The organism is Holdemanella biformis DSM 3989 (genome assembly GCF_000156655.1).
Taxonomy (GTDB): Bacteria; Bacillota_I; Bacilli_A; order Erysipelotrichales; family Erysipelotrichaceae; genus Holdemanella; species Holdemanella biformis.
Map to the genome: position 1 here is coordinate 17341 of NZ_DS996850.1, position 21071 is coordinate 38411.

Consider the following 21071-nt stretch of genomic DNA (forward strand, 5'->3'; position numbering starts at 1 on the left):
TTTGGGTTTAGCATATATATGTATAGCAATCAGTAATATCTGTCTTTACTTGTTTGAATTAAAAGAAAAAGGTCATTCATCTAAATCTTATATTCTTGGTGCAATCATGCTAGTTATTTTAGCTATATTTTTTTCAAGGTTGTTTAGACAATAATAAAAGACACGCAATTGTGTGTCTTTTATTTAGTAGCTTACTTTTATATTATATCAAAAATATAACATTTATATAATCTTATATTCCATCTATTTAAAAGTTAAAATATTAATATAGAAACAATAATTCAGGAGATGTGATAACCATGGGAAAATATAAATTTAATCAAAAAGAATAATATTCAAATAGAAAGAAGGTGTTTTTATGAAAAAAATATCATTAATTCTATTAATTCCATTTGGAAGCTTAATAGGAATAAGTATTCTATTTAATGTTTATAACGATTATTTAAAGATGGCTGCCTCTCAATATAACTATGATTATTTATATATTTGCTTATTTAGACTGTTAGAGGCATTGATATTATTTATATCGATATTAGTTTATATGAAAGATATTCAGAAAGAAGATAATAAATTAATTTATTTAATAGAAGGGGTTCAAATAATATCATTTATAATGATTATAATCATATCATCTTTCATGGTAAATATTTATATACTGACATTTCCATTACTGAATTATCTGTTTTTATGGATATTAGTTATTGCATATCGAATTTATAAACAAACTTCTAATAAATTAAAAAAAAAGATACTTTAGGATAAAAATCTTGAAGTATTTTTTGTTATAAGTCACATTTAATAAAATGGGATATAGATATCATTAATGTCCAATAGGCTTGTACAATTTACCTGTAAGTGAGGTAATGAAACATGTGTACAGAATTTAATTTAAAAATAGATGAATCTACTGAGTTGCTAGATACAAAAACATTTGATGACTACGATACAAATGAATTGCTACTATTATCCGATACTATTAAACAATCATACTTTGAAATTCTATTCAATTCTCATATTGAGTGCTGATTCACCTATATTTAACAACTTTCTGGATATTCCTTTGTTGTTTTTAGAATTTCTAATCCAAGATCATTTATAGAGTCATTTGAAATATAGTTAACATTTGGAAGTGTTTCGAAAAGATATTTTCTGTCGCCTTAAGCTCAGGTTTAACATCAGATACATTAAATATTCCTACTGGACTAGTGATAGTGATTAGCATTATATTCGCTAAAAAGCATGCTACAATTAAATTAGGCAAAAGCAAAGAATAACTTGCCACGTAAAAGGAATTTGAATTGACCATCAAATTCCTTCTATATTAAAACATACAAAACAAGTACCACCTGTAAAGAGCGATACTTGTTTTTCACACTGTGCAGAACATTTTTGTGTTAGCGTAAATGCAAGAACATCATAAGGATTTTTCCCTTTAATCTTTATATTTTCTGACATATATACCTCCAACTCTCTTACCACACAAAAATACTAAAATTATAATAATAATTATGATAGAATAAACGATTGACGGAGTTATAGTATAAACCCATTTAAATGTTTCAAAGTCCAGTTTGATACTTTCTAAAGACTTGTGTGCTATTGGAATTCCAGAAATATATCTAACAGTTACTGTTGCCAAACTATTGGCATCACATGGATTTGTTAATCCAAATGTAAAAATATTTAGCACATCAAATATAATAAAAAACACTAATTGAAAAGTTGTTGCATCTAAAGCCTTTTTGAAGATTATGCTCATTAAGCATGCGAACGTTATCGTAAACAATAATGCTGCTGCAATTGAACACACTATCAGTATTAAATAATCTAAATCTGTAAAATGAATAGAAATTGCATATCCGATAATAAATGCTGTCGTAATTATTAATGTATATGCATATAAAATTAGCGATTTAAACAAAATCTGTACAGCCAATGAATATCCTAATTGTGAAATATACTTATCCGTTCCTTTTATAGAATCCTCTGTAAATAAATAAATATAGACAAAGCCTAAGAAAATAAAACTAAATTGAGTGTAAGCTTGGAATATATTTAACATTTTTACCTTGCTCGTTAAATTTTCATTAAACGCATTTCCTGTAATAATACCAACCAAACCAATTGAAATAATAATTAATGGTAAAATGATATGAATTTTTTTATACTTCATTCTTTTTATCTCAAATTTAAATAATCTACTCATAAGAATCAGCTCCAAACATAATTAAATCTTTAAACCTATTATCGATTAATTCTTCATTTTGAATTTTTTTTATGGTTTTGAATTTTGGTATAAAACAATAAACTTCCCCATTTAATTTAATTATTTCATTAAGATTATGCGAGACATAAAAAACAACGATATCTTTTTGCGAAACAGAGATTAAAGCATCTAATAAAAATTGTCTATTTGTAATATCTAAAGCATTAGAAGCTTCATCTAACAATAAATATTTTTTATGTAGTGCCAAGCTTGAAAAAATTTCAACTACTTTCTTTTCTCCACTACTAAGTTTCTTTACAGTTTGTCTTTCAAGTTTCTCTACAAACTGATAAATATTACCATATTTATTCTTAACATAGTTACAATTTTCATTTCCAAGTAATAACATTATGTCTTTCACTTTTACTTCTTCAGGTATTGAAATGTAATTTGAAACCATAAAGTTCATATTTAGTAATTCACTTGGAACAACACCTCTCATTGGATTAATTATTCCAGCTAGTGTTTTAAGTAACGTAGATTTTCCACAACCATTATCTCCGACAAAAGATATTATCCCATGATCAGGCACACTAATCGAAACGTCTGAATAAAGTAAATTTGAAGGATAACCAATATCTAAAGTAATTTCCATTTAACGTCACCTCTTTTTCCTATCTATAAATTAACACAAAAAAACAAGGACTGTTTAATCCTTGTATAAAGTGGCGTATTTTATGGATGAAATGGAATAATTATTAACACAGAAAACATATTATCCGTTATGTCCATTCTTATTTCTCCTTGATATTTACTTACCACAGATTTCACACTTTTAATTCCTAAGCCGCTATGACCTTCCTTAGTAGACATAAGTTCTTCTTTATTGTATCTAATTTCATTATTAAAGGTGTTTTTGATTTTTATCACAAGATTATTTTTAACTTCTTTTATTCGAAGAATTATTTGCCTTTCTTCAGAAATATTAGTATTCACTGCATCAATAGAGTTATCAATAAGATTAGATAGTATAGTAACTAAGTCATAATCAGAAAGAATTTCTATATTTGTGTCATCACATTTCACACTCAATTCAATACCATTTTTCTTTGCTTGATCAAGCTTATCGTTTATTAAAGCTTCTAAGATTTTATTATCTGAATAAAACCGTATATTATCTTTATCAATATGAGACATAATATCATTCACATATACACTCATGCATTCTGGCAAACTATCTTTAATTACAGATAAATGATTTTTTAAATCATGACGAAAAATACTATTTTCTTGATCTTGATTTTTAACATTTTCATAATATTTCATCAATAAATCAGATTTTTGATTCACAATTCTCATTTCTTTTTCTAAAAGATTATTATTTACTTTTGTTTGTGCACTATAGACCAAAAATAAATCCAAAAGTAAAATAAATAAAATGACAAAACACACAAAAAATTGAAATAATAAATCTTTAAAATATAATAAAAAGGATATTAAAATAAGACATAAAAGCCAAGAAAAGACTAATGAACCTACGTAAATAATCAATTCTTTTTTGGCAAGATTTTTATAGGAAATTCCAATCAACTTTGCGTTTAAAAAACTATACAAAATAATAATAATTAATGTAGTTAACAAAATAGAGAAATAACTCAATTCTAATACAGAATTTCTTTGCATGTCAAAAAAGCGAATAATAAGATTGGTGAATATTGATGCAAATAAATCAGAAAACATAAGTATAAAGAAAAATACGACTTGGGTAATATATTCGCTTTTCTCTTCAAAATGATAGAAAATACGAATAAATAAAAAGCCAAGCAAACTTGTAAAGATATAACTGCAGTATCCAAAATCAGAATAAACAAAAACAAACATCAAGGCGAGTAAACAAACTGTCAACATTTTCTGAAACTGAGACAATCGCAAAATGTATCGAGAATCATAGAAATGAAAATATAGATAATTCAAAATCATTCCATTAAACAGTAGCAGTATATCAACAAAAATTTTTTGATATATCATAAATCTATTGATCCATTTCTTTTGATATCGCATTTAAATATGCGTCTTTGATTTGTTTCTTTTTCAATTTAGAAATGGGTATAATAATATCTTTTTCTAAAATTAAATCGTTCAAATGGATGTTTTGAATATAGTCTATATTGACTAAAAAAGCTTTATGTGGACTAATAAAATGGTACTGTTTAAATCTTTCTTCCAATTTATAGATGGTATCATAAAATTGATAAATACTATCGTTATTTGTGTACAGATTTATTTTACGTTCACTATATTCAAAATACATGATATCATTTACCTTTAATTTTACTAAACCATGGTTTGTTTGAAAATATTCATAGATATCTATCTGACTATTTTGTAATAGTATAGTCATATCATCTAAAGTTTTAAATAACATTGTTTTATCCAGTGGTTTATCAAGATAATCAAATACATGCAATCTATAGGCTACATTTTTATATTTAGGAAATCCAGAAACTATTATTATATATGTGTCTAAGTCGTAGTTACGAATCATAGTCGCAATCTCTATACCATTCAAGTTGATCATTTCAATATCTAAAAAAATACAGTCATATTTAACTTTTGATTTAATAAAATCCTCTCCGGAATTAAAAATAGATATTTCCACCTTGTTTTCTCCATAATATTCAATAATATATGATTTAATCTTATTGCAAAATTGAATATCATCATCACAAATTGCGAATCTATACTGCTTTATCATTTATAACACCTACTTTACATCATTATATCAGATTTGAAATCAACCTTTTACAAAATTGTGTATAACACTTTTCAAAAAGATAAATAGCAAGAAAAAGTATCCAAGATTCCGTTGTTTTAAGATAGAAGCGGACACCATTATATATATAAGCAGTACACATATGTAAATTTCTACTATAATGTTATGTAAACCTATAGACGTATAATTCTATCGCATGAATTTGCAAAGGTCATGTCGAGAGCCACTATAATTAATGCTTTTCCAAATTCATTTAATTCTCTTAATATTTTAAAAACTATATCTCTATTTCTATCTTTTTTTATTTACATCCAATCCCTTCAAAAAATACTGCAACAAAAAGATAGGAAATGTTCACCCTAAAAGTGTTTAAAGGATATCTCTTTCTCAGAGCTAAAATCCCTATGACTTTTAAAGGTTGATTTATCCCTATCCAGTTTCATATATTCCCCACATTTACCAAAGATTGCACCTAGCATTTGCAAGGTGCTTTTTTTATATCCTTTAAAAAGAACAAACGATCCATCTTTTATATTGGATTCCCTCCAATATGATTATATCCACAATTCCAAAAGAATATAGATTACAACTCCAACTATAATACCAATTCCAACCTTCTTCTTATCATTCTTTGCGTAGATCGAATTAAAGATTTCAAATAATAAGAATCCAAATAGAAATGAATTTTTCGTAAAATAGTAGATCAAGAAACACACCACAAACAAGCCTATATAAATCATTCCTTTAGAATATTCCACCATGGATTTATGTCCTTGATTTAATGCTTCATTATCCTTATTCAATTTATCAATAATGTTTTTCTGTTTATCATTCATAATCATTACCTATACTTTCTTCGCAGCCAAATATAGAAAGCGAGTGCACAAATCACGATTATACCCGCAAGTCCATATTGCACTATTGCCTGTTTATCACCTAATACTCTTCCTAGAAATTGTGCAATTCCATAACTACACAATAAACATAAAGCTACACACTTCATCCAAAAGCTAGATTCCTTCTTTTCTTTTGGAGTAGTATCCAACAAGTCTTCATCTAAATATTTTTGAAGATCTTCATTCATATCTTCCTGTAATCTTTGAATCCGATTTTTTTTCATATCATCACCTACGGAACAATGTGGTTTCTAAATAATGTGCATGAAACGCAAATATCAATAGAATTATCAACAATATGATTTCTCCATAATGGATATATTTTTCTTTGTATCTAAAGTCATACAATGGTTTATCCAAATATACACGACCATCTACTTGTACTAATAATTGAGAATGTACTAAAGCTTCTATTGTATTATGATCAAACTTAGAAATCTCAATTGCACTTTCTTCATTGAATATTCCATTCTTAATGAAATATCGAATGACTTTGAATTTATTTATTAAAATGCTCATACGCATACACAAAAAATCCAATATCTGCAACACACATCACTACTTGAAAATAATCGTGAATATAAAAGCCATAGATAGTTCCACCTACAAGTAAAACAACCATAGAAATGAGTCCCCATTTAGGAAAGCTCATCTGAAACACGAACTCCATCACAAGTACTATGACGCATATAACGCTTATCCTCGGATTTATCCTCCCCTCTAGTTTTAAGAATTTGTTTTACCTCTTCTTCCGTCATTTCAACAGGAATCAACGGAATAAAAACATTCTTATTATTCTTTTTTCTCTGTCTCTTTTTCATAATCTTACTTTGCATCTGGATATGTGTCTTCAAATTTATCGGCATATCGATTGTGCTTTTTATACTTGAAGAACATACCAACTAAGAAAACAACAGCTACTACACCTAATGCGTAAACTAACCAATCTAATGTCATCTTACTATGTCCTCCTTTTCTAATTTCATATTATCATAGTTGTAATCGTTTTCATACTACTTTTATTTCATTATCAATCAAACTTGTTTATATCACATTACTTAAACAAGTTTGATTCACTTTTTAAAACAATATATGTTTTAGACATCGATAATGTCAATTAAAATGATATGGTTGGCTTGAATGAGGGCTTGAACATAAATTAGAATATCCAGTAGGAACCATTCTAGAAAGTCGTTTTGATGAAATTAAATATGTCTATCTATATACCTACAATAAGAAAAAGTTTGGTTTAAAAATCAATTCTAAGAATCATAAAAATAAAGTTGTACCAATCAACGCCAAAGAATTAGATGTTGTTGATCAATTAAGGTTTGAATGCATGAAAGAAGAATTAAAAATCAATCAAAACAACGCTATGGATTTTGTACGAAACATTTTAAGGGACATCGATCAAAATTTAATCAATCATGATTTGGAACATTCTATTTCATTTAGTCAAAAATATCCAGTCGGCACTGTACTATCTTGCACATACAATGAATCTGAAGAATATATGTATCTATATACAATTGGCGATACGCATTATGCGATTTATTTAGAGGATGCATGCGAAGGTGTTTATATTGTTGAGCCAATCATCATATATGACTATAAACCAAATGGTGAATTGGTCGATGAAGATACGAAAGAGATATTAACAGGCATCTTAGAAACAACGCAAAGACTAAATCCCTATAATTGTACAAAAGCATTATTAGAACAACTTTAAACAAAAGAAAAAGCAGTTTAACGACTGCTTTCTTTCATATATTCAAAATATTCTCTACCTACTTTATTCTTCTGCCAGTTTTGTAGAATCTTGAAACCAGGATATGAGAAGATGACCTCACATAGTGTTTCTACAATCATACCTGTAAAGGCACACACAACACATTGTACCAATGTCCAACCAAAGAATTGATGTGACACGATCAATGCGAACGTTAGATTGTCGCAAAACTGCCCAATACCAGTAGATACATAAGAGCGGAATGCATACGATTTAAAGTTACTGTTGTTGTTGGAAATCTTTCCTAACATGGAATTCGTATAGTTATTCACAATGGCAGAAACAATAAACGCAATTGTACTTCCAAATAGTACATACCAAGTACCACCAATTGTTCCGTCTAATGCCCCATTAATAATGGCTTCTGATCCTTCTACATAGGATTCACCCCATACGCCAGGAATCTTTGATGCCAAAAAGAAAACTAGGCACATACCTAAATTCACCAACACCGCTACAAGTGATGCTTGTGTTGCAGCTTTAGGACCAAAATGTTTTGTGATGACATCCATACATAAGAAGGAAAGCCAGCTTACCACAATTCCACAATCCAGTGCCATAAAGCTAAATGGCAAGTTAATACTTTTGTTTGCCAAAAGATTCATAGTGATGACCGAAACAATAAAAAGTGTCATCGTAAGTGAAGGTATACTTCTTAGTAATACACCCACTTCTTTAACTTCCGTTTTAATTCTATTCATTTTTTACCCTCCTGTTTTTTTAAAGATGGTTGGGAAGCAAAACATCTTTGTTCAAACCATATAAGTCTAATATGTTTTTAATTATTTGTCAAAGTTTGTATCACTTATGCTATGATTAATTCCGGTGATATATATGACTTTAAAACTATACGAACAAGAAGGCTACCAAACAACATTTCATGCCCATGTTGTTTCATGTATTAAAAAAAATGAATTATATGACATAATCTTGGATCAAACCCTTTTCTTTCCAGAAGAAGGTGGACAAACATGTGACAAAGGAACGTTGAATGCTATTGAAGTAGTGGATGTACAAATCATAAATGATGAAATTCATCATTATACGCACTCTGCATTAAATGGTGATGTACAAGGTATTATTGACTGGACTCATCGCTACACCAATATGCAACATCATACAGGAGAACATATTCTTTCTGGTTTAATGCACAAAGAATTTCATGTGGATAATGTCGGATTTCATTTAGGATACAATGAAATTACAGCTGATTATGCAATGGATTTAAATAATGATCAAATTAAAAGAATTGAAGCTTTAGTGAATTCTGTCATCTTTTCAAATAAACCTGTTAAAACCTATTACTTAGAGGATTATTCCAACATGGAATATCGAGCTAAACTTGACTTAGCCAAGCCACGCCTTGTCGAAATTGAAGATGTAGATTTATGCGCATGTTGCGCACCCCATGTAAAAAGTACGATTGAAGTGGGATTGTTTAAAATCGTGAAATCCATGAAAATCAAAAAAGGCACACGCCTATTCTTCTTATGTGGAAAACTTGCCTATGAAGACTATGTCTTAAAACATGATCAATCTATTCAAATCTCCAATCAATTGTCTTCAAGCATTGAAACTCTATCTTCTAATGTACAACGCGTATTAGATGAAAATTATGCTTTGAAACAAAGAATCAAACAATTAAATAAAGAGATGGTTGATCACTTAATCATTGAACATAAAGAAAATCAAATCGTTCTATGTGATGAATTCGATCGAGATACACAATTGTATTACTACAATAAGCTTGTATCTTTTAGCAACAACTATGTTTTACTTGTTTCTAAACAAAAAGATAATTATCGGTTCATGACAAATTCTAAAGACATATTCTTACAACTCAAAGAAAAACATCAAGTTCGTGGTGGAGGAAAAAATGATTTCTTTCAAGGAACGCTAGATACAGTTAATGAGCAGCTATTTGATTAGCTGCTCATATTTTTTGTATAGCGAGTGTATTTAAAGCCTCTGAAATCTCTTCTTTCGATAAACATACCATTCTATGATTGGCATCATAATAATCAAACTTTTTAATAAAACTCATTAGATCACGATACTTCACAAGGCTGTCATTCATAAATACATACCACTCTTCTATTCCCTCAAATTGATTCAATACCACATATGGCTCTACCGGAAGAATCGTTAGTATATTCGCTCCTAATGCATACATACCAATTCTTCTACCATGTGCATTATAGATTCTTGGTGTGGCATAATATGCATCCAAAGCTTGTTGATTATGTAGATATTGCCCAAACAAATCTAAATCTGTGCCAAAATCATTCAATTCCTTTTCCCCAATTGAAATTGGATGAAGAATGCCAAAGATTTCAAAATACTTATGATCCGATAATTTACTCTTTAAATCCATAAGTGCATCAGCACTCGTTCTTTTATCATACACCATCTGTAAATCGATATCCTTTATGTCCATTAGCCAATCGTCTTTCACGAATTCATCAGTATCCATATATTCACAATATACTTTCACTAAATAATAAAACAATTGAATTTCATCCATGCTTGTAGGAAGACTTAAATTCAAACAAATATCATGATTTTGAATATAGATTTCAATCCCTCTTTGAAGATATTTACGATCAAATAAGATTGTATGATCCCCTATCTGATTCGGAATTAATTGACAATTTTCATCCATAACCCCAAAAGATAAGTGAGACATTTTAACTAAATCATCGATTATAAACTTTTTTCTACGAAAGAAACCCTTCTGCATAATACGAATATTCACAGACATACTAACACCTGCTCTCTACCAAAATCATACACTGAAACAAGCGTTTTTTATAGCTAAAACCATTTTTTCTTTTTAAAGTAAATCACTTCTAAAATAATGATCAATATACAAACTCCAATCACAATGAAATATCCATAGGAAGTATCTAATTCTGGCATAGCCTTAAAATTCATGCCATACCATCCAGTAATTAAAGTTAGTGGCATGAATATCGTTGTTACAATCGTTAAAAACTGCATGATTTGATTCTGACGCATCTCCACTTGTGTTTGATGCATTTCGCGAAGTTGCATAGAATACTCTGCCAAACGATCCGTGACATTCGACAAACGCATGAGCCTTTTTTCTAACATTTCAAAATGCACATCTTCATAATACGCCTGCAAATTTTGTACAACTTCAATCATCTGATCATAATATGAATCAAAAGTACTTATCGTTTTCCTCATTTCAAAGATTTGCGACTCATAATGAGATCCCGTATGAGACATTAACTGATCTTCTATTCTTTCAAGTTTCATTTCTAATTTTTGAAGAAACTCCATATCTTCTTGAATCAATATATTCATCAAATTTAGAATACATTCACTAGGTTTATTCCCTGAAATCTTTTGTTTAAAAATATGTTCTGGATCACAAACCAAAAAATCACTATCATTCAATTCAAAACTAAACATCTTCTTATTCTTAGATTTTGATTTTGAAGGAACCCAAAAAGAACCCGATAGCCGCTGATTCTCTTTATGCACTCTACAATAATGAATATGATTTAAGCGCTTTTCATTTATTACCTCTATCTTCATAATTTTCCCCCTTAAAAAAAGAATACACCATATAGGTGCATTCTTGTAGTTATTCAATTGGAATAAATTTATTTTCTTCGACTTGTTTAGGTGCTTCCTTAGGAACAACGATCTTCAATTCACCATTGTCAAAGGATGCCTTAACATCTTCCTGATGAATACCTTCACCAACATAGAAACTTCTTGAATAAGATCCACTAACACGTTCTTTACGAACAACACGACCTTTTTCATCCTTGTCTTCTGTGTTCGAACCATGAGTAGCACTAACCTTCAAATATCCATCCTTCAATTCCATCTGGATATCTTCCTTTTTAACTCCAGGAAGTTCCATGCTCATTTCATAGTTTCCATCTTTTTCCACAATATCTGTCTTCATGACATCACTGGTAGTGTTTCCTGTAAAGAAATCATCAAATAAATCAAACATTGGATAGTACTTCATAAATATCGCCTCCTGATACCTTATTCAATAGGGATAAATTTGTTTTCTTCAATCTGTTTAGGTGCTTCCTTAGGAACAACGATCTTCAATTCACCGTTGTCAAATGAAGCTTTGACATCTTCCTGATGAATACCTTCACCAACATAGAAACTTCTTGAATAAGATCCACTAACACGTTCTTTACGAACAACACGACCCTTTTCATCCTTGTCTTCTGTGTTCGAACCATGCGTAGCAGTTACTTTCAAATATCCATCTTTCAATTCCATCTGGATATCTTCCTTTTTAACTCCAGGAAGTTCCATGCTCATTTCATAGTTTCCATCTTTTTCCACAATATCTGTCTTCATGACATCACTGGTTGTGTTTCCTGTAAAGAAATCATCAAATAAATCAAACATTGGATAGTACTTCATAAATATCGCCTCCTGATTACTAGATTATGAAATCTATCTTCAAGTTACGGGATATCTTTTGACTTATCTCTAACTTCAATTCTTATTATAGTCATCTTTTTAGCACTGTCAATACTTAAGTGCTAATTTTTTTAATTTTACTTTTTCAGGCTTCACAGGTATTTTTCATGAGGTTTAGCATTTAATTTTCTTGATTTGACCATGCAAAAATCCAAGCCAGTCGACAATTTCCGCCTAGCCTACCTGCCTACTGTTGTGTCTTTTAGAGTTGCTTCATTAGATTGACCATTTCAATCGCAGATAATGCACAGTCATAACCTTTATTTCCTGCTTTGCTTCCGGCACGCGCAATAGCTTGCTCAATATTCTCAGTTGTGATCACTCCAAATAAAACCGGGATTCCTGTCGCAAGTTCAACCTGTGCAATTCCCTTGGCAGATTCATTGCACACCAAATCATAATGTGAAGTATCTCCACGGATGACAGCTCCCACACAGATAACAGCATCATATTTTCCTGACTGTGCCATTTTCTGTGCTACAATCGGGATTTCAAAAGCTCCCGGCACCCATGCTGCAGTAATATTCTCTTCTTCTACTCCATGTCTTACTAATCCGTCGACTGCCCCTCCCAGTAATTTATTCACAATGATTTCATTGAATCTCGCTGCCACGATACCAACCTTCATTCCTTCCGGTGCTACTACTTTTCCTTCTACTAAATTAATCTGTTTCATTTCTTCTTCCTCCTGATATTTGTTACTTTTATAAATCTATTTCTTTAAAAATATGACCCATCTTTTCCTGCTTCGTTTTCATATACTTTCGGTCATACTTTTGTACCGGAATCTCCAAAGGTACTCTCTCATTGATCTTTAGCCCAAACTCACCAAGTCCATAGACTTTATCCGGGTTATTTGTCAGTAATCTTAATGATTTTACACCAAGATCTGACAGTATCTGTGCCCCAACCCAATATTCTCTAAGATCTGGTGCAAACCCTAACTTCACATTTGCCTCCACGGTATCATATCCTTGTTCCTGAAGTGCATAAGCTTTGATCTTATTGATCAGTCCGATTCCTCTGCCTTCTTGTCTCATATATAAAATGATTCCTCTGCCTTCTGCCTCTACCTGGCGCATTGCTGACTGCAACTGTAAACCGCAATCACATCTGAGTGATCCAAACGCATCTCCTGTAAGGCACTCCGAATGTACCCGGCAAAGCACATTCTCGCCATCTCCTAGATCACCTTTTACCAATGCCACATGATGCTCTTTTGTAATGTCATTGATATAACCATACATTTTAAAATCGCCGTACTGCGTTGGTAGGTTAGCAGCTGCTTCCTGCATTACATGCTTTTCATGTATTCTTATATAATCCTGCAGATCACGGATTGTAATAAATGTAAGATTATGCTCTTTTGCCATTTCCCATAGCTGTGGTGTACGCATCATAGTTCCATCTTCTTTCATAACTTCACAGCACACGCCGCATTCTTTCAGTCCAGCAAGTCTCATAAGATCTGTTGTCGCCTCCGTATGACCATTTCGTACTAGAACCCCGCCTTTTCTGGAAACAAGCGGAAATACATGTCCCGGTCTTCTGAAATCATCTGGTTTTGACTGATCATCCACGCACTTCATAATAGTATAGGAACGGTCTGCCGCAGAGATACCTGTGGTTGTGTCTACGTGATCCACTGCCACAGTAAATGCTGTATTGTGATTGTCCGTGTTCTCAGTAACCATCGGCGGAAAGTTCAATCTTGCTGCAATTTCTGCACTCATCGGTGTACAGATAAGCCCCTTTGCATAGGTCGCCATGAAATTAATATTTTCTTGGGTTGCAAACTCTGCTGCACATATCAGATCCCCTTCATTTTCTCTGTCCGGATCATCTGTGACCAGAACCATTTTTCCTTCCTTAAGATCCCTAAGTGCCTCTTCAATTGTATTGTACTGATAATTTTGTGACATTGTGTATATCCTCCTGTTCTAAAATCCGAATTCTTCAAGAAACTTCATTGTAATTCCGGATTCTTTTTTCTCTTCTTCATTTTTTTTGATGCCAAGTAATTTTTCTACATATTTTCCAATTACATCATTTTCTAGATTAACCAAATCCCCTGGTACCTTTTCCAAAAGGGTGGTTTCTTCTCCTGTATGCGGAATAACCGACACCTGAAAACCAGCCTCACCAACCCTTGCAACTGTCAGGCTGATTCCATCAATACAGACGGATCCTTTTTCCACGATCAGATGCAAAATCTGCGGCGATGTCTCAATGGATACCCAGATGGCATTTTCTTCCCGAAGCATAGAACGTATTACACCAGTCCCATCAATATGGCCACTTACTATGTGTCCACCAAATCTGCCATCTGCTGCCATTGCACGTTCCAAGTTTACCTGGCTTCCGGCTTTACAACTACCAAGACTGCTTCTTCTGATTGTCTCTGCCATCACATCGGCACAAAATCCGTCTTGCTGGATCGCCGTAACTGTCAGGCACACACCATTCACCGCAATACTGTCACCAATCCTTGTCCCTTCCAGGACTTTTTGAGCCTTCACCGCCAGGATTCCTGATTCTCCTGTTAGCTGTATATAACGGACTTTTCCTTTCTCTTCTACGATTCCTGTAAACATGATTCCTCCTGTTTTTTCTCACACACCTGACATCTTATCCGGATGTCTTGACCAATCTGACAGATGTCTGTATATTTCAATTCCACTGCTTCAGAAGGGAATTTCACTCCGACACCTTCTACCGGTGTCTTCCCGGCCACACCGCCAAATAGCTTTGGCGCCACAAAAGCCTGTACTTCCTTTACAATCCCAGCTCGCAAGGCGCTATCATTTAACGTACCGCCTCCCTCAAGGAGGATGCTGTCAATACCTCTGTTTCCAAGATCAATCATCAACCTCTTAAGATCTATCTGATTCTTTTCATCCGGACAGTAAATGGTCTCAACTCCCCTGGTATGTAATATTTTTATTTTTTCTCCTGTATTTTTCTGATCTGCATAAGCCACAATCGTCCGATATTTTTTTGCACTTTTTACAATCTGACTATCCAGTTGAATCCTGAGTTTACTATCGCACACAATCCTGACAGGACTTTTCCAGCCTTCTACCCGAACATTTAACATCGGATCATCTTCAAGCACAGTTCCTATGCCTACCATGATTCCCATGTACTGATGCCGCATATGCTGTACTTCTTTTCTTGACGCTAATGAGGTAATCCATTTTGATGCTCCTGTCTTCGTTGCGATTTTCCCATCCAGTGTCATGGCATACTTCATCACTACATAAGGAGTTTTCATAGTAATATAATGGAAAAACACTGGATTCAGCCGATCACATTCTTCTCCCATAAAATCTTCAACAACTGTTACACCCGCTTTTCTTAGCATCTGCACACCTTTTCCTGCCACTTTCGGATTCGGATCTCGGGAACCAATCACCACTTTTTTAATCTTCTGTTCAATGATTGCTTCCGTACACGGAGGTGTTTTTCCATGATGACAGCAAGGCTCCAGCGTAACATAAATCACCGCACCTTCTGCTGATTCTGTAAGGGAAGCAATTGCATTACGTTCCGCATGAAGTTCTCCATACTTTTTATGATAGCCTTCTCCGATGATTCTTCCGTCTTTTACAATCACTGCCCCTACCATCGGATTGGGATTCGTCCAGCCTTCTCCTTTTTTTGCCAGCTGAATCGCCCGAAGCATATATTCCTGATCTGTCATTTTTATTCCTTCTTTCTGATTCCTGTTCTTTGCCTGGTACACCAAAGCTTCTAGTCCTTGGCAATCGGATTTGCAGATAAGTGAGTGGTATAATTATTTTGAAAACGATGTACCAAACACAAAAAAACTGCAGAAGTATCTGCAGGGTGAAATTGATTTATTACATCTGATTGATAAACGAATGTCTGATTTCGAATATAAAAAGCTCCAAAATGTATAAAGAGCTCTGAAATGGATTACCATCTCAGAGCTCTGATACTACATTCATTCGTTCAAAAAATCAACTGTACTATCATCTTCTTCCATCCAGACTATACTGTCGGCTCCGGAATCTCACCGGATCATGCCTTTCGGCTCGCGGGCTCTACCGCCGGTAGGGAATCTCACCCTGCCCTGAAGATATCTTTTTGTTTATTTTAATACTTTATCTGTAATTTGTAAAGCAGTTTTTTTACTTTTACTGTATGATCATATCATCTTGCTTTACTATACTAGGCAAAATGATGGATGCCTTGAAAAGCCTGTAAAGCAAGCACTTCCGGGATATACAAGGCAGGACAAAAATCGACTTCTATAATCAAAAAGTAAGTGCTAATTCTTTTTACAAAAATTAGAGTGTGATTTCTCACACTCTATTTACCCATTTCATTCATAGAAATCATTGAGAAACTCAAAGATTCCAATACTTTAATTAAGGCATGTGCCGTATCTAAACTTGTCATACAAGAAATGTTATTTTCTGCAGACACACGACGAATTAAGAATCCATCCATACTTGTAGAATTATCTTTATTTGACATTGTGTTGATGACAAAGTTTACATGACCATGACGAATAATATCCAATACAGTTTCATTTCCATTATCCTCATTGACTTTGGCCGCTACATGTACAAATAAGCCATTATCTTCTAAGAATTTAGCTGTACCCTTCGTCGCATAAATACCATATCCAATGTTATAGAAACGTTTTGCGATTTCTAAAGCATCCTGTTTATTATCATCATCAATTGTTAGTAATACACTTCCATGTAAAGGAATATTGATTCCAGAAGCTACTAAAGCTTTGTACAATGCTTTTTCTAAGTTGACATCACTACCCAAAGCCTCACCTGTAGATTTCATTTCAGGTCCTAAAACTGTATCTACACTACGTAATTTCGCAAATGAGAATACTGGCGCTTTGACAAAGACTCTTTCTTTATCTTCAGGATGATATCCAGGTGTTAAGCCTTGATCTTCAATACTTTCACCTAATACACACTTAGTCGCAATTTGAGACATAGCTACACCTGTAATCTTAGATAAGAATGGTACGGTACGAGAGGAACGTGGGTTTACCTCTAATACATATACGTTGTTTTCTTTATCTACAATGAACTGAATGTTGTATAAACCAACAAATTCAAAACCTTTACCAATTCTTGTTCCATAATCAATGATTGTTTCTTTCACCTTCTCATTGATAATCTGTGTAGGATATACACTAATTGAGTCACCAGAGTGAATACCAGCACGTTCGATATGTTCCATTACACCAGGAATATATACGTTCTTTCCATCTGCAATCGCATCAATTTCAAGTTCTTTACCAACAATATATTTATCGACTAAGATTGGAGCATCATGACTGATTTCCTTTACGGCTGTTGCCATATAGACTCTTAATTCATCATCATTATGTACGATTTCCATTGCACGACCACCCAATACATAACTTGGACGAACAAGTACTGGATAGCCAATCTTATTGGCAATAACGAGTGATTCTTCAACAGTGACTGCAGTTTCACCTTGTGGTTGAGGAATATTCAATTTATGTAACATCGCTTCAAATTCATGACGGTCTTCCGCTAAATCAATAGAGTGTAGTGAAGTACCTAGAATCTTAACACCATGTTCTACTAATGAATCAGCCAAGTTGATTGCTGTTTGTCCACCAAATTGAACAATAACACCCAATGGTTTTTCCAAATCAATTACGTGCATTACATCTTCTGTAGTTAGTGGTTCAAAATACAATTTGTCACTAATTGAGAAATCGGTTGATACAGTTTCAGGGTTGTTGTTAATGACGATAGCTTCATAACCTTCTTCACGCAAAGTCTGTACACAATGTACTGTCGCATAGTCAAACTCAACACCTTGTCCAATACGAATTGGTCCTGAACCTAATACAACGATTTTTTTACGGTCTGTTACCTCAGATTCGTTCTTATGTTCATAACTTGAATAGAAGTATGGAGTTGCACTCTTAAACTCACCCGCACAAGTATCTACCATCTTATATACTGGCATGATTCCATTTTCTTTACGCAAGTTATATAAGTCGAATTCTTTCATATCCCAATTACGTGCAATGTAGCTATCCGCAAAGCCGTATTTCTTTAATTTACGTAAAACTTCAACATCTTTGGGATTTTCCATCATTAGCTTTTCTAAGCTGATAATTCTTGACAAGTGACACAAGAAGAAATCATCCATTTTCGTCACATTATGAATGGTTTCCATATCATATCCATCGCGAAGCCATTGTGTAACCGCAAAGATTCTTTCATCATCACACTTTTTGATTTTTTCAAGTAATTCTTCTTTAGTGAATCCAGCCAATTCTTTTTTGTATATATGATCCACTTTCATCTCTAAAGAACGAACTGCTTTTAAGAAAGATTCTTCAAAGTTACGTCCAATCGACATAATTTCACCCGTCGCCTTCATCTGTGTTCCTAAATGACGATCTGCATTAGGGAATTTATCAAATGGGAAACGTGCAAATTTCGTTACAATATAGTCTAATGCAGGTTCAAAACATGCATAACTTGTTTTAGTAATTGGGTTGATAATCTCATCCAAACCTAAGCCAACCGCTAATTTAGCACTAATCTTCGCAATTGGATAACCTGTTGCCTTACTTGCCAAGGCTGATGAACGAGATACACGAGGATTAACTTCGATAACATAATATTTGAAACTATCTGGATTCAATGCCAACTGAACGTTACATCCACCACAGATCTTCAATGCACGAATGATTTTTAAAGATGCATTACGAAGCATTTGATTTTCACGATCTGTCAAAGTTTGAACTGGCGCAACAACCGTACTGTCTCCAGTATGCACACCTACTGGATCAATATTTTCCATATTACATACGACGATCGCATTGTCTTTGGCATCACGCATTACTTCATATTCAATTTCTTTATATCCGGCAATACTTTGTTCAATCAAACATTGATGTACAGGACTAGCCTTTAATCCAGAATCACAAATTTCACGAAGTTCAGCTTCATCATCAGCGAAACCTCCACCCGTTCCACCAAGTGTATAAGCTGGACGAACAACTAATGGATATCCTTCGCGTTTTGCGAATTCAACAGCTTCTTCTACTGTATGAACAATCATACTTTCTGGTACTGGCTCATTGATTTCCTGCATTAAAGAACGGAACAATTCACGATCTTCCGCACGATTGATCGCATGCAAGTCTGTACCTAAAATTTCTACACCAAACTCATCTAAGATTCCATCTTCATGTAATTCTACAACTAAGTTTAATCCGGTTTGACCACCTAATGATCCTAAAATGGCATCGGGTCTTTCTTTATAAATAACTCGTTTTGCGAAATCAACAGTCAAAGGCTCAATATAAACACGGTCTGCGATGGCTGTATCTGTCATGATTGTGGCAGGATTTGAGTTAATTAAGATGACTTCATATCCTTCTTCACGAAGGGATTGACATGCCTGACTTCCGGCATAATCAAATTCAGCTGCCTGACCAATGATAATTGGACCAGAACCGATCACTAAGATTTTTTTGATATCTGTACGTTTAGGCATTTTTATTCTCCTCCATTAATTCAATAAATTGATCAAACAAGTAACGAGAATCTTCAGGTCCTGCACTTGCTTCTGGATGATATTGCACCGCAAAGCAAGGATAGTCTTTATGGCGAACACCTTCACAACTCTTATCATTTAATGCTTGGTGTGTCATTTCCAAGCGCGTATCCTTTAAGCTATCAATATCTACCGCAAAGCCATGGTTTTGAGAAGTAATTTCCACTTTGCCTGTTGAAAGATTAACCACTGGATGGTTAGCTCCACGGTGTCCAAACTTTAATTTATATGTTTTTGCACCACAAGCCAAAGAAATCAACTGGTGACCTAAACAAATTCCAAATACAACCGTTTGAGGAATCAATTCTTTAATCGTTTCAATAGCGACTTTTACATCCGTAGGATCTCCAGGACCATTCGACAACATAACGCCATCTGGACGATAAGATAAGATTGTGCTTGCTGGTGTATCATATGGAACAATGACTAAATCACATCCACGTTTTGATAGTTCACGAACAATACCTAATTTTGCCCCAAAATCCATCAATACAACTTTCTTGCCACGATTTGGGATTGGGAATACTTTATTTGTCGAAACACGAGCCACTTGATCATGTAAGAAATCAGCGGCTTTTAAACCAGCAACCACCACATCTACATCGGCATCCACATTAGCCATAACTGCCTTCATTGTACCTACATTACGAATCTTCATTGTGATTTCACGTGTATCAATATCATAAATTCCTGGAATATTTTCGCGTTTTAAGAAATCATCTAATGTTTCTGAACATCTGAAATTGCTTGGATATTCACAATAATCTTTAACTACAAATCCAAATACACATGGAATCATACTTTCATTATCATCACGATTGATTCCATAGTTACCAATCAATGGATATGTCATCATTACAATTTGTCCACAATATGAATTATCTGTCAAAATTTCTTGATAACCCGTCATTGACGTATTAAATACTAATTCACCAATTTGGAAGTTGTCACTACCAAACGCTGTTCCGCGATATACACTTCCATCTTCTAAAATCAAAAGTCTTTCCATAATTTGTCCTTTCTGTTATTTACTCAAAAAAAAGATTAGCAAACAAACGCATTGCCAATCTTTAAATGGAACTATTAAAAAGTATAGCACTACGAAGAATACTATTCATATCGATCACTGACGTTTTTTTCACAAACAAAGCTGGATTCTTGATCATACGTATCCTCCTTTTGAAAAAAATACTATATTTTTCTGCTTAGTATACTACCACAAATCATGAAAATTTCAATAATAAAGTCAAGAAAATACTTTTTCTGCGAAAAAGTCACACGTCTAAATGACGTGCCCGGTTCGTTTCCAGTCGTCCA

24 protein-coding genes and 1 riboswitch are annotated in these 21071 nt (G+C 33.2%); of the genes, 2 read left to right on the forward strand and 22 right to left on the reverse strand.

The features are described from left to right. Window positions 1-1305: 1305 nt before the first annotated feature. The 11 genes from EUBIFOR_RS12825 to EUBIFOR_RS13480 all read right to left on the reverse strand — a co-directional run bounded on the left by EUBIFOR_RS12825 (window position 1306) and on the right by EUBIFOR_RS13480 (window position 6832). Window positions 1306-1455: a hypothetical protein gene (locus tag EUBIFOR_RS12825; RefSeq protein ID WP_003866074.1), complete on the reverse strand. Its 150-nt coding sequence runs from the start codon at window positions 1453-1455 to the stop codon at window positions 1306-1308. Beyond that, window positions 1433-2206: a hypothetical protein gene (locus EUBIFOR_RS10665; RefSeq protein ID WP_003866075.1), complete on the reverse strand. Its 774-nt coding sequence runs from the start codon at window positions 2204-2206 to the stop codon at window positions 1433-1435. Before EUBIFOR_RS10665 ends, EUBIFOR_RS12825 begins: the two co-directional genes overlap by 23 nt. Continuing rightward, window positions 2199-2861, reverse strand: a complete 663-nt coding sequence (locus EUBIFOR_RS10670) for an ATP-binding cassette domain-containing protein (protein ID WP_003866076.1) — start codon at window positions 2859-2861, stop codon at window positions 2199-2201. The genes EUBIFOR_RS10665 and EUBIFOR_RS10670 overlap by 8 nt, the downstream gene beginning before the upstream one ends. 80 nt (window positions 2862-2941) lie before the next feature. Further along, window positions 2942-4114, reverse strand: a complete 1173-nt coding sequence (locus tag EUBIFOR_RS10675; protein ID WP_167528783.1) for a sensor histidine kinase — start codon at window positions 4112-4114, stop codon at window positions 2942-2944. Window positions 4115-4238: 124 nt separating this feature from the next. Then, the gene (locus EUBIFOR_RS10680) at window positions 4239-4961 is read right to left on the reverse strand and encodes a LytR/AlgR family response regulator transcription factor (protein ID WP_003866078.1); all 723 of its coding nucleotides are present in this window, start codon (window positions 4959-4961) and stop codon (window positions 4239-4241) included. 572 nt (window positions 4962-5533) lie between these two features. Beyond that, entirely contained in the window at window positions 5534-5815 is a 282-nt protein-coding gene (locus EUBIFOR_RS10685) for a hypothetical protein (RefSeq protein ID WP_147587427.1), read from the reverse strand. Between the two features lie 5 nt (window positions 5816-5820). Continuing rightward, window positions 5821-6099 (reverse strand): hypothetical protein, encoded by a 279-nt coding sequence (locus EUBIFOR_RS10690; protein WP_003866080.1) that lies wholly within the window; start codon window positions 6097-6099, stop codon window positions 5821-5823. Between the two features lie 4 nt (window positions 6100-6103). Beyond that, a complete protein-coding gene (locus EUBIFOR_RS10695) occupies window positions 6104-6400 on the reverse strand; it encodes a hypothetical protein (protein WP_040466519.1) in 297 nt (98 codons plus the stop codon). Then, the gene (locus EUBIFOR_RS12830; RefSeq protein ID WP_003866082.1) at window positions 6375-6527 is read right to left on the reverse strand and encodes a hypothetical protein; all 153 of its coding nucleotides are present in this window, start codon (window positions 6525-6527) and stop codon (window positions 6375-6377) included. Before EUBIFOR_RS12830 ends, EUBIFOR_RS10695 begins: the two co-directional genes overlap by 26 nt. Beyond that, a complete protein-coding gene (locus EUBIFOR_RS10700) occupies window positions 6514-6696 on the reverse strand; it encodes a hypothetical protein (RefSeq protein ID WP_147587428.1) in 183 nt (60 codons plus the stop codon). Before EUBIFOR_RS10700 ends, EUBIFOR_RS12830 begins: the two co-directional genes overlap by 14 nt. Before the next feature lie 4 nt (window positions 6697-6700). After that, window positions 6701-6832, reverse strand: a complete 132-nt coding sequence (locus tag EUBIFOR_RS13480) for a hypothetical protein (protein WP_003866084.1) — start codon at window positions 6830-6832, stop codon at window positions 6701-6703. A gap of 382 nt (window positions 6833-7214) precedes the next feature. Here EUBIFOR_RS13480 and EUBIFOR_RS10705 point away from each other — a divergent pair, with 382 nt between their 5' ends. Then, on the forward strand, window positions 7215-7604 hold the full coding sequence (locus EUBIFOR_RS10705; protein WP_003866085.1) for a hypothetical protein: 390 nt from the start codon (window positions 7215-7217) through the stop codon (window positions 7602-7604). Between the two features lie 17 nt (window positions 7605-7621). Here the strand turns inward: EUBIFOR_RS10705 and EUBIFOR_RS10710 are convergent, their stop codons facing one another. Beyond that, window positions 7622-8365: a VUT family protein gene (locus EUBIFOR_RS10710; protein WP_003866086.1), complete on the reverse strand. Its 744-nt coding sequence runs from the start codon at window positions 8363-8365 to the stop codon at window positions 7622-7624. A 133-nt stretch (window positions 8366-8498) separates the two neighbouring features. Here EUBIFOR_RS10710 and EUBIFOR_RS10715 point away from each other — a divergent pair, with 133 nt between their 5' ends. Further along, complete coding sequence (locus EUBIFOR_RS10715; RefSeq protein WP_003866087.1) at window positions 8499-9593, forward strand: alanyl-tRNA editing protein; 1095 nt, start codon at window positions 8499-8501, stop codon at window positions 9591-9593. Between the two features lie 4 nt (window positions 9594-9597). On the opposite strand, the gene EUBIFOR_RS10720 is transcribed toward EUBIFOR_RS10715, so the two are convergent. The 10 genes from EUBIFOR_RS10720 to carA all read right to left on the reverse strand — a co-directional run bounded on the left by EUBIFOR_RS10720 (window position 9598) and on the right by carA (window position 20766). After that, complete coding sequence (locus EUBIFOR_RS10720; protein WP_003866088.1) at window positions 9598-10425, reverse strand: DUF4299 family protein; 828 nt, start codon at window positions 10423-10425, stop codon at window positions 9598-9600. Window positions 10426-10478: 53 nt separating this feature from the next. Further along, complete coding sequence (locus tag EUBIFOR_RS10725; RefSeq protein WP_050755975.1) at window positions 10479-11228, reverse strand: magnesium transporter CorA family protein; 750 nt, start codon at window positions 11226-11228, stop codon at window positions 10479-10481. 49 nt (window positions 11229-11277) lie between these two features. Then, window positions 11278-11673 (reverse strand): Hsp20/alpha crystallin family protein, encoded by a 396-nt coding sequence (locus EUBIFOR_RS10730; RefSeq protein ID WP_003866090.1) that lies wholly within the window; start codon window positions 11671-11673, stop codon window positions 11278-11280. 20 nt (window positions 11674-11693) lie between these two features. Continuing rightward, on the reverse strand, window positions 11694-12089 hold the full coding sequence (locus tag EUBIFOR_RS10735) for an Hsp20/alpha crystallin family protein (protein WP_003866091.1): 396 nt from the start codon (window positions 12087-12089) through the stop codon (window positions 11694-11696). Window positions 12090-12351: 262 nt separating this feature from the next. Then, the gene (ribH, locus tag EUBIFOR_RS10740; protein ID WP_003866092.1) at window positions 12352-12825 is read right to left on the reverse strand and encodes a 6,7-dimethyl-8-ribityllumazine synthase; all 474 of its coding nucleotides are present in this window, start codon (window positions 12823-12825) and stop codon (window positions 12352-12354) included. Window positions 12826-12853: 28 nt separating this feature from the next. Beyond that, the gene (locus EUBIFOR_RS10745) at window positions 12854-14071 is read right to left on the reverse strand and encodes a bifunctional 3,4-dihydroxy-2-butanone-4-phosphate synthase/GTP cyclohydrolase II (protein ID WP_003866093.1); all 1218 of its coding nucleotides are present in this window, start codon (window positions 14069-14071) and stop codon (window positions 12854-12856) included. A gap of 18 nt (window positions 14072-14089) precedes the next feature. Beyond that, complete coding sequence (gene ribE / locus EUBIFOR_RS10750) at window positions 14090-14743, reverse strand: riboflavin synthase (RefSeq protein ID WP_003866094.1); 654 nt, start codon at window positions 14741-14743, stop codon at window positions 14090-14092. Then, a complete protein-coding gene (gene ribD / locus EUBIFOR_RS10755; RefSeq protein WP_040466520.1) occupies window positions 14725-15852 on the reverse strand; it encodes a bifunctional diaminohydroxyphosphoribosylaminopyrimidine deaminase/5-amino-6-(5-phosphoribosylamino)uracil reductase RibD in 1128 nt (375 codons plus the stop codon). Before ribD ends, ribE begins: the two co-directional genes overlap by 19 nt. Window positions 15853-16142: 290 nt before the next feature. Next, window positions 16143-16257: riboswitch (FMN riboswitch) on the reverse strand. Between the two features lie 227 nt (window positions 16258-16484). After that, a complete protein-coding gene (gene carB, locus EUBIFOR_RS10760) occupies window positions 16485-19694 on the reverse strand; it encodes a carbamoyl-phosphate synthase large subunit (protein WP_003866097.1) in 3210 nt (1069 codons plus the stop codon). Beyond that, window positions 19687-20766 (reverse strand): glutamine-hydrolyzing carbamoyl-phosphate synthase small subunit, encoded by a 1080-nt coding sequence (gene carA / locus EUBIFOR_RS10765; RefSeq protein WP_040466521.1) that lies wholly within the window; start codon window positions 20764-20766, stop codon window positions 19687-19689. The genes carB and carA overlap by 8 nt, the downstream gene beginning before the upstream one ends. Window positions 20767-21071 lie beyond the last annotated feature (305 nt).

What these genes read in the sequence shown, in the direction of transcription:
- EUBIFOR_RS10720 (WP_003866088.1), bottom strand. Translation starts at nt 10,425, where the DNA reads ATGTCTGTGAATATTCGTATTATGCAGAAGGGTTTCTTTCGTAGAAAA.
- EUBIFOR_RS10735 (WP_003866091.1), bottom strand. Translation starts at nt 12,089, where the DNA reads ATGAAGTACTATCCAATGTTTGATTTATTTGATGATTTCTTTACAGGA.
- EUBIFOR_RS10710 (WP_003866086.1), bottom strand. Translation starts at nt 8,365, where the DNA reads ATGAATAGAATTAAAACGGAAGTTAAAGAAGTGGGTGTATTACTAAGA.
- EUBIFOR_RS13480 (WP_003866084.1), bottom strand. Translation starts at nt 6,832, where the DNA reads ATGACATTAGATTGGTTAGTTTACGCATTAGGTGTAGTAGCTGTTGTT.
- EUBIFOR_RS10705 (WP_003866085.1), top strand. Translation starts at nt 7,215, where the DNA reads ATGAAAGAAGAATTAAAAATCAATCAAAACAACGCTATGGATTTTGTA.
- EUBIFOR_RS10725 (WP_050755975.1), bottom strand. Translation starts at nt 11,228, where the DNA reads ATGAAGATAGAGGTAATAAATGAAAAGCGCTTAAATCATATTCATTAT.
- ribE (WP_003866094.1), bottom strand. Translation starts at nt 14,743, where the DNA reads ATGTTTACAGGAATCGTAGAAGAGAAAGGAAAAGTCCGTTATATACAG.
- EUBIFOR_RS10730 (WP_003866090.1), bottom strand. Translation starts at nt 11,673, where the DNA reads ATGAAGTACTATCCAATGTTTGATTTATTTGATGATTTCTTTACAGGA.
- EUBIFOR_RS10685 (WP_147587427.1), bottom strand. Translation starts at nt 5,815, where the DNA reads ATGAATGATAAACAGAAAAACATTATTGATAAATTGAATAAGGATAAT.
- EUBIFOR_RS10680 (WP_003866078.1), bottom strand. Translation starts at nt 4,961, where the DNA reads ATGATAAAGCAGTATAGATTCGCAATTTGTGATGATGATATTCAATTT.
- EUBIFOR_RS12830 (WP_003866082.1), bottom strand. Translation starts at nt 6,527, where the DNA reads ATGAGCTTTCCTAAATGGGGACTCATTTCTATGGTTGTTTTACTTGTA.
- EUBIFOR_RS10675 (WP_167528783.1), bottom strand. Translation starts at nt 4,114, where the DNA reads ATGTTGACAGTTTGTTTACTCGCCTTGATGTTTGTTTTTGTTTATTCT.
- EUBIFOR_RS10690 (WP_003866080.1), bottom strand. Translation starts at nt 6,099, where the DNA reads ATGAAAAAAAATCGGATTCAAAGATTACAGGAAGATATGAATGAAGAT.
- EUBIFOR_RS10745 (WP_003866093.1), bottom strand. Translation starts at nt 14,071, where the DNA reads ATGTCACAAAATTATCAGTACAATACAATTGAAGAGGCACTTAGGGAT.
- EUBIFOR_RS12825 (WP_003866074.1), bottom strand. Translation starts at nt 1,455, where the DNA reads ATGTCAGAAAATATAAAGATTAAAGGGAAAAATCCTTATGATGTTCTT.
- ribD (WP_040466520.1), bottom strand. Translation starts at nt 15,852, where the DNA reads ATGACAGATCAGGAATATATGCTTCGGGCGATTCAGCTGGCAAAAAAA.
- EUBIFOR_RS10665 (WP_003866075.1), bottom strand. Translation starts at nt 2,206, where the DNA reads ATGAGTAGATTATTTAAATTTGAGATAAAAAGAATGAAGTATAAAAAA.
- EUBIFOR_RS10670 (WP_003866076.1), bottom strand. Translation starts at nt 2,861, where the DNA reads ATGGAAATTACTTTAGATATTGGTTATCCTTCAAATTTACTTTATTCA.
- EUBIFOR_RS10700 (WP_147587428.1), bottom strand. Translation starts at nt 6,696, where the DNA reads ATGAAAAAGAGACAGAGAAAAAAGAATAATAAGAATGTTTTTATTCCG.
- carB (WP_003866097.1), bottom strand. Translation starts at nt 19,694, where the DNA reads ATGCCTAAACGTACAGATATCAAAAAAATCTTAGTGATCGGTTCTGGT.
- EUBIFOR_RS10715 (WP_003866087.1), top strand. Translation starts at nt 8,499, where the DNA reads ATGACTTTAAAACTATACGAACAAGAAGGCTACCAAACAACATTTCAT.
- EUBIFOR_RS10695 (WP_040466519.1), bottom strand. Translation starts at nt 6,400, where the DNA reads ATGCGTATGAGCATTTTAATAAATAAATTCAAAGTCATTCGATATTTC.
- ribH (WP_003866092.1), bottom strand. Translation starts at nt 12,825, where the DNA reads ATGAAACAGATTAATTTAGTAGAAGGAAAAGTAGTAGCACCGGAAGGA.